This window comes from Bacteroides sp., assembly GCF_030151085.1.
In the GTDB taxonomy this organism is placed as follows: domain Bacteria; phylum Bacteroidota; class Bacteroidia; order Bacteroidales; family Bacteroidaceae; genus Bacteroides.
The window spans coordinates 36,918-50,879 of the sequence record NZ_JASLER010000082.1; the positions used below are offsets into that span (position 1 = coordinate 36,918).

Consider the following 13,962-nt stretch of genomic DNA (forward strand, 5'->3'; position numbering starts at 1 on the left):
TGAATAAGATATGGAAGGACACATTTCTATTACGCGTAAAACTGAAAGCCAGGATCTTTATACCCGGCTTCAAGAGAAGGCGCTGAAAGATATTCAGCGTATTGCGGGGAAGGTGTGGACTGATTATAACCTGCACGACCCGGGAGTTACACTACTTGACGTGCTGAATTATGTACTGGTTGAAACAGATTACCGTATGGGTTTCACCTTACCGGATTATCTGACTTTGCCACAAAAAGAATTTACTCCTCGTGAGCATGCATTGTTTGCTCCTTCGGAGATATTCCCTGTTAATCCGGTGACGGTAACAGATTATCGGAAGCTGTTTATTTCAAATATTGATGACTTGTCGGATGTGCGGGTAATTGTGCACCCGGAATCAGGGATATACGATTTTGTATTGGATGTATGGCCCGATACTACTGATGCAAGGAGAAAACGGATTCTGAAAGAAGTATTCAATTTATATCACACTCATCGTAATCTGTGCGAAGATGTCGGTATTATACGTTTTTTGGAATACGATATTCTTCAGATATGTGCAGAGATCGAAATTGATGATACAATGGATTCCAATATGCTGACGGCACGAATATTTTTCGAGATTCAAGAGTTTCTCCGGGCAGGTGTACGGTTTCGCAGGGTTGATGAATTAATGGCGGAAGGTTGGTCACCGGATGAGATTTTAGAAGGTCCGGAGCAGGTCCGTATGGTGGTGGATGATGCTTCTTTGTGTATGGATTGGGAAGAATATGATGTAGCTTGGCTGTATCAGCGGCTTCGCGATTTGCCGGGAGTCAGCCGCATTTCATCTTTTTATTTTAAAGAAGATGGGAATTTGCTGCATGGCAATCTGAAGAGGAAAAGTATATTTCAAGGTTATGCTTTGGCTGAGATGGGGTATAGAAAGCATGAAATATCATTGACGCGTAGGGGGAGGTCTGTTCTTATTCTTTGGGATGCTGTTCAGCTTCATTTTGGTTCCATGCGCGCCACTTTATATGGTGCCCAGAATCGTACAACGGATAAGGAAGTATTGGATACCGTACCTACGGGAACCCACAGGGATGTGTTTGCTCATTACTCTTTGCGTAATGATTTGCCTGGATGTTTCCGGGAAAATATAGGTGAGCAAGCCAGTGCATATTTGGAGATCTTCGATTGTCTGACGGAGAACGTATTGGATGAACTGAAGTCACTTCCATATTGGATGGAGCCGGACGAGACTGGTTTAACTGCGAAAAAAGAAGAATGGATAGATGTTATTGAGGGCATTTACGGAGAAGATAGTAATTTGCCTTTTCTATGGAAATATGAAGATGAGTTGGAACGCCGTAAGCGCAGAGTTTCTTTTTTGGAGAATATTCCATTATGGGGATTGAATAGAGGAAAAGGTCTGAATTTACTGGACACTGCGCAACAGGATGAAGCTGGGATTGAAACCTATTTTAAAAAGGTATTGAATATCGAGAAATACCAAATGGAATTTTTTCTTTTGGAATATCGCTTTTTGGAATATAGAAATAGTGAATTTGCCGTAGCGGAAGAAAATGTTTTCCGGATTGCAGTTGTGCTGGCTGTAGATGAAAAATGGCTGTTGGATGGTGATTTCAGGCATGGATGCGGAGAACTTTTGACTAGACGACTACCTGCCCATATTCAGATGACATTGTTTTGGCAGAGAAGGGGGCAAATAGCTGCATTCCGTTCAAATTATCTTTTTTGGAAATATTCCCTTTCTACTCAGCGAAAATATGGACTAGAAGAGTTGTGTGACAAGATAAAAAAGGATTTGGAAGATGATTACAATTGGTACTGTAAAATTTGATTTTAAAGCGGATGATGAGCCTTTTGCCCTGAAATTGAACGGGGGATGGGACTCCTTTTTCCAGACTTCTTTCGAAGAAGTGGTGGAGGAAGTTTTGTCTGCTTATGATCAATCAGACCGTACGATTGTGATTGATTCCTTGCCCCTTGATTTGGGGAATATTGAGGAAGAACAATTCTATAAGCATTTTCCTATCCGTCTTCGTGAAGTATTGCAGAAATATTGTAAGGAAAAGATTGAAGCACAGCAGATTATGGATGTGAATAGAGAAGGGGTACGAATTGTTTCTACAGGAAAAAGTGCGTTTGAGATGCTCTCTTTCTTTTTGATGCACGGCTATTTTCCGTTCGAAATAGATCAGGAATATACTGATTTGAATTTCCTGCTGAAAAAAGTCATTGATGAAGAAGCTTATCGTTTTAAAGAGTTTCTTAACTCTTACGGACATTATGATTTCTTATGCAGGAGGTTGGTGTATCAGTTCAATGACGGGCAATTGGAACAGATTGTTCGTATTGTACAGCCTTCTGAAAGCATTTTTGTCAACCTTTATGTAAGAGTACAGATACAAACCTACGATTCTTTGAAAAGGTCTGATATAACGAGAAACGAATATCGTGATGTGGTCTGGATACTTGTACTGGCTTATCTGTTTGCCGAGAGTGTGGGATATTTCAGCCGTAAACAGATTATTCTGCATACACTTCGGGGAGTGGCGGCACATTTGAATTATTCTTTGGCGGAAATAACCCGTTTACTCACCGAGGGCATTCAAAAACTTGAAAATACCGTTGTACAATTACCGGAGTTATGGAGCATATTGAAAGAAATCCGGCAAAATATGCAGGCGGAAATTTGGGCTTTGGATGGTGATTATCATGTCTGTCTTATGCGTGAAATCATTTCTGCTTTGCGCCACAGAGTAACAAGGAAAGAGGCGGAAAATATAATATCCTGTGAACACATGTTCGGCATTTTATCCGATGCGGTACATTGTCGGAAGTTATTACAACAATTACAAGAGAAAGAGATTCATCAGTTGGTGAAGGTTGTTATTCCTCAAGAAAGTGATTTTGTTATAACATACGCATGCTTGCTCGATAAACATAAGGATGTTGGAACATTTACAGGAAAAGCCGGAAGTGAATTTCGTCTGTTAAAGTGGGAGTTTATTTTTGCCGTATTATTTTCTATGCCGGTTTCTGCTTTTAGCCGAAGGCAATTTGTGTGTTCTGTGCTTAAACATTTGGCTGCCCATTATAATCTTTCTCTAACTGATTTGATACATTGGCTATATGTGGATGACGAGTTGAAACAGCTTTTTCCATCATCGGGTATAACGATGGTTCTGCAAGAGTTGGAGCAGATGTTTATGTCTGAAGAAAAGAAAGAAATGGATGATATCCGTTCTGTAGAGGATTGGACTTATATTCTGCAAACTTCGTTATCGATTCGAAAATTTATAGATATGCATACCGAGCAGCAGATTGATACTTTAGTCATTCGTCTGTTTCCATATCAAGGCAAGTTTATAGTCAGTTATGCAGCTTTGCTAGAAAAAGGATATGCTTCAGGAATGCTTCAAGGTAAGGCAGGAGGAGAATTCCGTTCAATGAAGTGGGAGTTTATATTTTCTTGTTTCTCTGCCGATCATACTTTAGCATTTCATCAGAAACACTTTGTTTATTCTGTTTTGCGGCGTATAGCTGCCCGTTACAATCAGGAGATCACTACATTGATTGGTTACTTTTTGCATGAACTCACGACTTTGTTATCTCAGCATCAGTTTGTACAGTTGGGTAATATCTTGAAAGAACTTTATGAAGAACATCTTTTGCCTATGACTGATGTGTCAGTGGTTCGTTCTAAAACAGATCAGGAACTGGAGGCTTGGGCTATTTATTTGTTTGGTTCGGATGTAGTATTATCCGGAAACCGTGAATCCTATATAGAGAAATGGCTTGTCTTTTTCTTGGATGAGAAGAATGGACTTTTTAAGGTACTGTGGAAATCCGGTCGAATGAGTGAAACTTTATTATTGAAGTTAGTGAACCGAAGTTCTGCCTTGCGTAATCTTTGGCTTCGTCGCATTGGAGATACCCGCTTGCTTGTTATTTATCGCCGTTGGCTTTCAGTATATGCAGCATTACGTTCCCGTTTCCAGGAGTATGTTTTCCTGGAATCGTTGGGAGAGTATCTGTCAGTTTGGATGGTGGAACTTACTGCAACTAAATATTTATCGTGGTCGGAGCAAGAGATTATGGATTTCTTGTTTGTCCGCGTACGTGATAATTTACTTCATGGATTTATTGTTTTATTAAATAAAATACAAGTTATGAATGATTATGAAAGAGAATTAGAATGGTTTCGTCGAATGGAGGAAATGGCTAAGAAACAGGATTGTGAAAGAGAAAACCATGCTGTGAATAATGCAGGTTTAGTACTGTTAGGTCCATATTTGCCTATGATGTGCAGAAGGATGGATATAGTGGATGGAAATCTATCTTTTAAGTCTATGGGTGACCGTATTCATTTTATTTTTGCTTTGCAGTATTTGGCTTATGGCGAGCAACGGGAATGGAATGAGGAGGAACTTTATTTGAATAAAGTTTATGCCGGAATGATTGATACTAATGAGCCGTTACCTCGTACCTATCTACTGAGTGATGCAGATATTACATTACTAGACTCTATGTTCGAAATGATACTTAGAAACTGGGATAAGATGAGAAATACTTCACCAAATGGTTTTCGGAATTCATTTATTCTGAGGAAAGGTATTGTAGAAAAAGACGATAAAGATAAGAGATTCTGGAAAGTCAAAGTAGAACAAAAAGCCTTTGATGTATTACTTGATTCATTACCTTGGGGATATAAAATACAGCCTTTCCGCTGGATGGAAGAGATTATTAGGGTTGAATGGAGATAAGAAACTAGTTAAATGGAGAGTGGATATGATGAGTACTGAGAAAATGAATATGGATGCTGCTCCTACACGGGTACGGCAATCCAAACAGGCTGATGGAAGTATACAGTTAGCCGATAATCGTGAACTCTCTGCAGCACAAGCCAAGATGGCAGGTATTGTGCAACGTGCAGACGATGAAGATGATTTGTTACAGGGAAAGTTTGTAGCTCAGCGAGACGAAGATGAGGACGACTTGCTGCAAGGTAAGTTTGAACAGCCTCTTCAGTGTAAAGAAGAAAACAATACAGGTATTCCAGATGATGTGAAACAGCGTATGGAGGATTCATTTGGTACCGACTTCTCTAGTGTACGCGTTCATCCGGATTCGGCTAAAGCTCCTGAGGTAGGAGCCTTAGCATATACTCAGGGTACTGACATTCACTTTGCTCCGGGACAATTTAAGCCTGACACATCTGTGGGACAACAGTTGCTTGGACATGAATTAACCCATGTTGTTCAGCAAGCCGAAGGGCGTGTACAGCCTACTACAGAGATTGGCGGAATGCCGGTTAATGATAATGAAGGACTGGAACACGAAGCGGATGTATTGGGAACCAAAGCTGCAAGATAATATGCCATGAAAGAATTGACCGACTGGTTTCAGCAGGTGCTTGACACAACAATCCGTCTTTACTTCAAGCAAGAGAGTGAAATAACTTCTTTGCTTGAAGTAAAGTCCCCTCTTAGCCCGTGGTGGGAGCAGATGACAGGTATGTCCGGCGAGCAAATTTCTTTTGAGGAGAAAGTCGTCATCATGCTTGCATTGATGCCTCATCTCTATCCGCAAGCACTGGATATCTTCTTTGTCAATAATAAGAACTTTGATCGTCCTTATACGGAATTCGGAGGCTGGAAAGGACTCTCGCATGGAGGTTTTTTGCCTACGGGTGAGACAGTAGCTTTTATGCTGGCGGGTGAAAATACGGATATGCGTTCTTCGGTTGTTAGTCTGTTCGAGAAAGAACATTGGTTTTATATCCGGAATATTCTCCGTCTGGAAGGTGGGGGAGAAGGAGAACCTTTTCTAAGCGGGCAATTACGAGCATCGGATGAACTATTGAGTAAAGTTCTTCATGGTAAAGAGTATAAACCGGATTACAGTACCGGTTTTCCTGCTAAGCGGATAACTACTCCGCTTAATTGGAACGATATGGTTTTGGATTACCAAGTAGCGGAACAACTGGAAGAAATCAACACCTGGATTACCGGATCCGAAACGATTATGGAAGAGTGGGGACTGAAACGCATCCTCAAACCCGGTTACCGGACTTTGTTTTACGGACCTCCAGGGACAGGAAAAACTCTTGCCGCGACATTATTGGGAAAACGAAATGGCATGGATGTTTATCGAGTGGATCTTTCAATGATTGTTTCTAAGTATATCGGTGAGACGGAGAAGAATCTTGCACGTATTTTCGATATGGCTGAAAACCGTCGTTGGATCCTTTTCTTCGATGAGGCTGATGCTTTATTTGGTAAGCGTACTTCCACACAGACTTCCAATGACCGACATGCCAATCAGGAGGTAGCTTACTTATTGCAACGCATAGAAGATTTTCCGGGTATGGTAGTCCTGGCAACGAATTTGCGAAGTAATATTGACGAAGCTTTTTCCCGGCGTTTCCAGTCCATCATTTACTTCCCCATGCCCGACGAAGAAACTCGTTACGAGTTGTGGGAGAAGATGCTGCCCCCAAATTGGCTAGTCAACCGTGAAGAATGCATACGGAGAATGGCTAATTATGAACTCGCCGGTGGAGCCATGACAAATGTAATCCGTAGTTGTGCACTTTATCTGATGGCGGCAAAAACTAACGCTCTCAATGAAAGTGTATTAGTCGATGCCATCCGCCGTGAACAAGCAAAAGAGGGTGTAAGACAATAGAATCTAATTAATAAAGTCTTTAGAATGAAAAGATTGTTCATGTCAGTAATTGTATTCTTCGTCACTGCTATAAGCTTCTTGCTTGTGGCGCAAGATACATTTACGGAAGCTTACCAACGTTTCCGTCCTTATCATTATCAGACGCCGCGGGCATGGAATCGCATTCGTCGCGAAGTGGCAACGCATGGAAAGGAAAAGTGGCCTTTTGTGGAGACTGGACGAATGGAAATGCATCTGGCAGGAGGCTGGAAGGGACTTATTCCTGCACCTACACCTGCCAATACCTATTTCTTTAAGGAAGTGGATGATATGGGAAGAATATACAGTTTGATACTTAAGCCCAATGCCTTTGGCTATGTGGTTTATCCTTTCAAACTCGAACAGCAATTTAAACTTTCTGAAAACGAGTTGCTTTCCCCCCGTGTTTTAGCTAAGGGCTTTATGAATACTCTTGTTACAGACGTGTCTTATGAGACGGCGCAGAAGTTGGATGATATTATTTATGTACCGGACACCACCGGAACGGAAGAAGTCACTACTCCCGAAATATATGATGAAAAAGGAAATATGGGTTGGCTTAAGGAGGCCGATTACTATGACCTTTACAACGTGAAGAATTTCTATTGTTATTTTGATAATCGCTCCGATGCCGGTAGCAGTCATTATAAGTATATTACCGATACCACCCGTTACTATTCTACCGAGGTCGAAACCTTGAAGGAACATATACTTCAAAGTGATTCACTCTATGCAATGATTCCTTATTGGATGACGGATGTTTATCTGGGTTTGCCCCTTTCAGTAAGTTCCCGTATTAGGCGCTATGGTTATTTAGGCTATGTCATCAATCCCATTAGCGGAACGCCGGAGATTACTAACAATTGGACCTCTCCCAATCTGATGGATTTCATTCCTTATAAAAGTAAACCTTATGATTTGGTTGCTTATTGCGGTGATTCCCAGTCTACAAATCGCTTTTTAACCAATCCGGAAGCTTGTCGTAAGTTTATTTATTCAATACTGAATTATCCGGGTGGTATGATAAATCGAGCTGACTTTGATTCCAAGCCCGAAGGATTGAATCTTTATTTGCCGGCATTTGATTTTAAAGAAAAACGTGCATTGACACAGCTTGTTAAATCTTTAAGCCTTGTGATAGATAGTTTATGGGTGAATGATTCTGTTTATATCTATAGGGATACAAAAAAGGTAATGAATAAGGATTTAGGTTTCTTCCTTACCTTTTCCAAAAAAGCGGCGGCAGAGCATTCCGGTTTTATTTCCGGTCTTCAATGTTTTGTCGATTCTGTGTACTTTGCCGATTTCGATTCTTTGGGCATATCATCACGCATCCTTTACAATGATGGCAGCATTGATACCAGTTCCGTTTTTACCCGTACTATTAATCCCTTTTATCTATTCCGTATTCCCTATAAGACCATAGAACCGGGAATTAATAATGATGACATTTGGCAAATAATGGATTCCGATTATGCGTCCGGTCAGTGGGGACTATTCTTTTGTATTGACCTCTGTATTCTTTTCATGATATTTGCTCTTGTCATAATGCGTTATATATCTGTTCCATTTAATGTGTATATTGAAAAATATTATACATTTGTCGTTCTTTTGATGATAACATTAATGATGGAATTTGGTGTATTTTTCTTCTTTATGATAGAGGCTTTATCTCCGCAAATTATTTATTTCGATTTAGAAACGGGAAGTATGACTTACCTAGCACTTATTGCTTTGCCAATTGTACCTATTTTACTTTATTTTTTAATTCTAAAGTTAAATAAAAGAGAACCTTTGCCATAAATTAAATCTTCATTTCATGTATATTGGAACAATTTATAAGGTTTCTGTACTTTAAGAAAAATGACTGTTTGCTTTAATAGAGAGTAATGAAGGTTGTTTGCCACTCTTGTTTGAATAACCGTTCTTTGGTATTGTATAATAACCAATAAACATTTATTTATTATGGCAGTAGTAGCTTATTTGAGAGTGAGTACGGAGAAGCAATTTCTTGAAAATCAGAAAGAAGAGATCGTACGTTTTGCAGAGAAGAATGGTTTAAACATTGACAAATGGTACATGGAAACTGTAAGTGGTAAAGTGAGTACAAAAGAACGCAAATTAGCTGGATTATTGGATCGAATGAAACCTGGGGACTGTTTGATTGTAACAGAAATTTCTCGACTTAGCCGTACATTACTGGAGATTATGACCATTCTTAATTCTTGCATCAAAAAAGGAGTAGTACTATATAGTACGAAAGAAGGGTATGTATTTCAGAATGACATTAACAGTAAAGTTCTGGGATTTGCTTTTGGTTTGATGGCTGAGATTGAGCGTAATTTGATTTCCATGCGTACGAAAGAAGCATTGGCACGACGAAGGAATGAGGGAAAGCATCTTGGACGTAAAAAAGGGGATATGCCAAAGATGAAAATATTGAACGAACACAAAAGACAATTGGTAAGAGATCATGAGAGAGGGAAGTCTTGTGCAGCACTTGCACGTCAGATGGGAGTTTCACGTACTACTATGTTCCGTCTGTTAAATCATTAACAAGTACACGACTAAACGAAGGTGTCAAAAGTTGATAATTTTTTGACACCCTTCGTTAGTACATTTTTTATAAAACAGGTATTTCGGATTCTGTTTCTTTATGTTCTTTTACTCGTTTATGCAGATTCTTCAATTCAAAAGCTAGCATAATACGGAAGAATCCGATAATTAAGAAGGCGAAAGAGATCATATAAACAGCATAGATAGCTCCTACAGCCGGTTGCCACAAAATGATTAATGAGCAAATAATTGCGAGTATACCGAATGCAATATACCATCCCCAATCTTTAGTTCCATATCTTTTTAGATCCATGGAATAACCGAAGGAAGAAAATCCGCGGAACATCAGCCAGAATGCAATAATGAATGGAATAACTTCCATACTTACTAATGGATAAGCAATCAGATAGAAGCCTAATATCAAATCGATGATGCCTCCTGTCAGATACCAACCCCAACTAGATACAGTCTTTCGATTGCTTACCGCAAAAGAGATTTCCAGTAGACCACTGAATAGCATAGATATACTGAATAAGATACTCAAAGCTGCATATCCGCTGAATGGAGAGAACATCAAGCAAAGAGCTACCACGACATAAAGAATACCAAGAATTAGTGAAATCCACCAATTTTTTACTTCTTGTTTTAGTTCGTCAAAAATAGTTTTCATGTGAATCTTAATTTTAAATGATTATTATATATTCGTTTGTGGAGTAACAATTCATCTAAGAAAAAGTTTTTGATGAACTTTTCCGACATTAGGTTTGTTATAGCTATATAATAATTTGATAAAACTATGGCTACAACAAAATTTAAAGGACAACCGGTTAAGATTATCGGTGAATTTATACAAGTGGGTAAAGCTGCCCCTGATTTCGAGTTAGTGAAAACTGATTTATCTTCATTTTCTTTGAAGGAATTGAATGGAAAGAATGTAATCTTGAATATCTTTCCAAGCTTGGATACTGGCGTTTGCGCTACTTCCGTACGTAAGTTTAATAAGCTGGCAGCTGGATTACCTGATACAGTAGTATTGGCTATCTCTAAAGATTTGCCTTTTGCTCATGCCCGTTTTTGTACTACTGAAGGTATTGAAAATGTGATACCATTGTCTGACTTCCGTTTTTCAGATTTTGATGAGAACTATGGAGTACGTATGGCGGATGGTCCTCTTAACGGATTATTGGCACGTGCAGTGGTAGTTATTGGTAAAGATGGAAAGATTGCCTACACAGAACTTGTTCCGGAAATTACACAAGAACCTGATTATGATAAAGCAATCGAAGCAGTAAAGAAATAAGATTGGATTTGGATAAGCGATAATGAAAAACGGTGAACAAGAATGATATCTTGTACACCGTTTTTTTTGTATATAAATGAATAGTTTTTATTTTTTCTTTACTCCTTTATAGATTAGGAATCCTATCACTAATACTGCGATACCTATAATGGCATAACCTATTTCATGGCTATATTCAGTTGCCAGAACATAGACATCATTGGTTGTTTTAATATCTGTATATCGATAGATAAGGTAACCCAGCAATGCTAATATTGAATTCCATATTCCGGCACCAAGTGTTGTATACAGCAGGAAAGGACCTAATTTCATGCCAGCGAGTCCTGCCGGTATACTGATAAGCTGTCGAACAGCCGGAATAAGACGACCGAAGAATGTCGAAGCGGCACCGTGTTTTCTAAAGTATTCTTCCGCATGGTGTACTTTTGCTTCGTCAATCAGGCACATGTGCCCAAAACGGCTGTTGGCAAACTTGTAGACAATGGGACGTCCCAGCCATTTTGCCAGATAATAATTCACTAATGCGCCAGCGTCTGCACCGATTGTTGCAAAAATAATGACAAGGAAGATATTCATACTCTCGTCCGCCATAGATTTCCATGCAGCTGGTGGTACAATTACTTCAGATGGAAAGGGTATAAATGAGCTTTCAATAGCCATAAATAATGTGACTACCCAATAGTTCAAATTCTCTAATACCCATTTGATGAGTTCAGCAGATGATTCCATTTTCTAATTTGTGGTTTACTTGGATGTTATTTTAATGATTCAAAAATATTCTTCATTGCTTTGGCCAAATCTTCCTGGTCTTCATCCAGTAACAGCTGCTGTATTTTCTCCAGTTCTTCCAGTTTGAACGGATGTTCGCAAAGCTGATTGTATTTGATAAAATTTTCTTTGTCTCTAAGTAACATGTACAAGGAGGTCAACTTTTCATTAATGCCTCCGAAGTCCGGTTCCATTTCTTTGACGTGTTCAAAAGCCAGTTTGGCATAACTTAGTTGCCCTATTTCCATGCTACTCATACCTATTTCATGCCAAGTATCGGCCTCTGGAGCTATTTCTAATGCTTTTGCCCATTTCTTAACTCCCTTTTCATAGTCATCCTCTTCCATGTAAATACGACCTTCAATCAGGTATGAGTCTACTTCATCAGGATCTAAATCTCTTGCTTTTTTGCAATATTGATGAGCTTTGCGTTTTTTACCCATTTTGTGGAGGCAAAGTGCTGCATTGGCATAGAGGGCAGGGAGTGTGAGCGAATCATCAATATCTTGATCGGCTATTGCTTGTTCCAGATGGGTTAATGCATCTTCCCATTCACCTTTCGAAACTTTGTTGAGTCCGATAAAAGTGTGCATGAAGCTAGGAGTGATGGCATCAAGCTTTTCTGCTTGCTTGTAATTTTCCAAAGCACTTTCTTCGTTACCAATCTGAAAGTAAGAATGACCTCTCATAATGTAGGCATCGGCAAATTCATCATCGGCAACGATGGCATAATCACAGGCCTCAATAGTCTTGTCGAACATTTGTTGATCGAAGTAGCAACGAGCTAGTCCGAACCAATACGATGCCGAATAAGGATTCTTATCAATCAATTTGTTGTAGAACATTGAAGCCTCTTCATATTTACCTTGGGCGTAGTAACAATCACCGGTAACGGCAAGGAAGGCTTCTTCTTCACCATTTTGTTCGATTCCACGTGCCAGCCATGGTAATGCTCTTTCGGGAGCACCGGTGTCAATGTATAAATAAGCTACATCTACAATATTAGCCAGATCTTCTTTATCTTCTATGGAGTCAAGTAATTGTTCGGCATCATCGTATCTGCCTTCTCCAACCAGAAGATTTGCTTTTAAGACTTTTACTTCGGAAGAGTTTTCGCTTATTTGTTCTATGATTTCTTTTGCTTTCTCTCTCTCCTGGATATCCAAATACAAGTATGCTTGTTCAACTAGCAATGCAGTATTTTCGGGGTGTATGTTTAAACCATATTCTACCACCTCAGTAGCTATTTCGTTCTTATGACGAATAGCATACCAATCGGCGAGATCGGCTAAATCATCCGCATCCAGATAGATAGGTTTATTTTCGGCTTTATGAGCCTCATATTGTTCTGCAAGCTCTTGCAGTTCCTTATCTCTTCCAGATAAGTAACTCTTTTTACTCATTTGTTTATTACTTATTAATTTTACCCCAATTGTCTTTTAAGCCTACTGTACGGTTGAATACCATTTTCTCCGGTGTAGAATCACGGTCTACATTGAAGTAACCGATACGCTGGAATTGCAGGTAGGTGAGAGGTTTCATGCCGGCGGCATATTTCTCTATATAACAACAGGGTAATATTTGCAAAGAATTGGGATTGATCATTTCCTTCATAGCGGTTAAGGCATCACAATTCTTTTCTTCACGAATGGCAGCGAGTTCGTCGCGTGGGTTCTCTACTTGCCAAAGACGGTCGTAGAGACGTACTTCTGCTTCGATACAATGGTTACAACTTACCCAGTGGAGAGTGCCTTTTACCTTTCGGTTGGCTTCGGGCATACCACTCTTGGTGTTGGGGTCGTATTCACAATATACTTCGACAATTTCTCCAGCTTCATTCTTTTTACATCCGGTGCATTTTACGATATAAGCACTTTTCAAGCGAACTTCTTGTCCCGGAGTCATGCGGAAGAACTTCTTAGGGGCATCTTCCATAAAATCATCGCGTTCCATCCATAACTCACGGCTGAACTCAATGATATGGCTACCTTCCTCCGGCTTTTCCGGATTGTTGATGGCTTCCAATTCTTCTGTCTTTCCTTCAGGATAGTTGGTGATGATAAGTTTTACAGGATTCAACACTGCGGATATACGTGTAGCACGGGTATTCAGATCATCACGTAAAGCACTTTCCAACAATGCAAATTCATTGAGGGCATCGTAGGTAGTGTAACCAATTTTATCTATAAAATTATGGATAGACTCAGGAGAATACCCCCGACGACGGAAACCACAGATAGTTGGCATACGAGGATCATCCCAACCATTAACAAGGCCTTCTTTAACCAAAGTAAGCAAGTTACGCTTGCTCATCAGAGTATAGCTGAGATTTAGTTTATTAAACTCGTACTGGCGCGGACGATTGTCGTTCAAATCTTTACCTTCCTTCAACCAATCAATGAAAAGATCATATAGCGGACGGTGAACAACAAACTCAAGTGTACAGAGCGAATGTGTCACACCTTCGAAGAAATCACTTTCTCCGTGAGCAAAGTCATACATCGGATAAGCCTTCCAAGTAGTACCTGTACGATGATGCGGATGTTTTACCACGCGGTAGATAATCGGATCGCGGAAATGCATATTAGGATTAGCCATATCGATTTTGGCGCGGAGTACCATGGCACCTTCTTCAATTT

11 protein-coding genes are annotated in these 13,962 nt (G+C 39.7%); 7 read left to right on the forward strand and 4 right to left on the reverse strand.

What is annotated here, in order from left to right; genetic code table 11:
• The first annotated feature begins 10 nt into the window (after nucleotides 1-10).
• The 6 genes from Q1W14_RS16585 to Q1W14_RS16610 all read left to right on the forward strand — a co-directional run bounded on the left by Q1W14_RS16585 (nucleotide 11) and on the right by Q1W14_RS16610 (nucleotide 9,255).
• Entirely contained in the window at nucleotides 11-1,828 is a 1,818-nt protein-coding gene (locus Q1W14_RS16585) for a hypothetical protein (protein WP_300703435.1), read from the forward strand.
• Complete coding sequence (locus tag Q1W14_RS16590; RefSeq protein WP_300703437.1) at nucleotides 1,800-4,757, forward strand: contractile injection system tape measure protein; 2,958 nt, start codon at nucleotides 1,800-1,802, stop codon at nucleotides 4,755-4,757. The genes Q1W14_RS16585 and Q1W14_RS16590 overlap by 29 nt, the downstream gene beginning before the upstream one ends.
• Nucleotides 4,758-4,785: 28 nt before the next feature.
• A complete protein-coding gene (locus Q1W14_RS16595; RefSeq protein WP_300703464.1) occupies nucleotides 4,786-5,367 on the forward strand; it encodes a DUF4157 domain-containing protein in 582 nt (193 codons plus the stop codon).
• A 6-nt stretch (nucleotides 5,368-5,373) separates the two neighbouring features.
• On the forward strand, nucleotides 5,374-6,681 hold the full coding sequence (locus Q1W14_RS16600; protein ID WP_300703440.1) for an ATP-binding protein: 1,308 nt from the start codon (nucleotides 5,374-5,376) through the stop codon (nucleotides 6,679-6,681).
• A gap of 24 nt (nucleotides 6,682-6,705) precedes the next feature.
• A complete protein-coding gene (locus Q1W14_RS16605) occupies nucleotides 6,706-8,502 on the forward strand; it encodes a hypothetical protein (RefSeq protein WP_300703442.1) in 1,797 nt (598 codons plus the stop codon).
• 162 nt (nucleotides 8,503-8,664) lie between these two features.
• On the forward strand, nucleotides 8,665-9,255 hold the full coding sequence (locus Q1W14_RS16610; RefSeq protein WP_300703445.1) for a master DNA invertase Mpi family serine-type recombinase: 591 nt from the start codon (nucleotides 8,665-8,667) through the stop codon (nucleotides 9,253-9,255).
• 67 nt (nucleotides 9,256-9,322) lie between these two features.
• Here Q1W14_RS16610 and Q1W14_RS16615 read toward each other — a convergent pair whose 3' ends face one another.
• On the reverse strand, nucleotides 9,323-9,925 hold the full coding sequence (locus Q1W14_RS16615; protein WP_300703447.1) for an HdeD family acid-resistance protein: 603 nt from the start codon (nucleotides 9,923-9,925) through the stop codon (nucleotides 9,323-9,325).
• 126 nt (nucleotides 9,926-10,051) lie between these two features.
• On the opposite strand from Q1W14_RS16615, the gene tpx reads away from it, so the two are divergent.
• Entirely contained in the window at nucleotides 10,052-10,555 is a 504-nt protein-coding gene (tpx, locus tag Q1W14_RS16620; protein WP_300703449.1) for a thiol peroxidase, read from the forward strand.
• Between the two features lie 87 nt (nucleotides 10,556-10,642).
• Here tpx and Q1W14_RS16625 read toward each other — a convergent pair whose 3' ends face one another.
• The 3 genes from Q1W14_RS16625 to Q1W14_RS16635 form a co-directional block, all read right to left on the reverse strand.
• Entirely contained in the window at nucleotides 10,643-11,284 is a 642-nt protein-coding gene (locus Q1W14_RS16625) for a DedA family protein (RefSeq protein ID WP_300703452.1), read from the reverse strand.
• A gap of 26 nt (nucleotides 11,285-11,310) precedes the next feature.
• Nucleotides 11,311-12,726, reverse strand: a complete 1,416-nt coding sequence (locus Q1W14_RS16630) for a tetratricopeptide repeat protein (protein WP_300703454.1) — start codon at nucleotides 12,724-12,726, stop codon at nucleotides 11,311-11,313.
• A gap of 7 nt (nucleotides 12,727-12,733) precedes the next feature.
• Nucleotides 12,734-13,962 (reverse strand): glutamate--tRNA ligase family protein (locus tag Q1W14_RS16635; protein ID WP_300703456.1); only part of this gene is annotated, 1,229 nt, incomplete at its 5' end.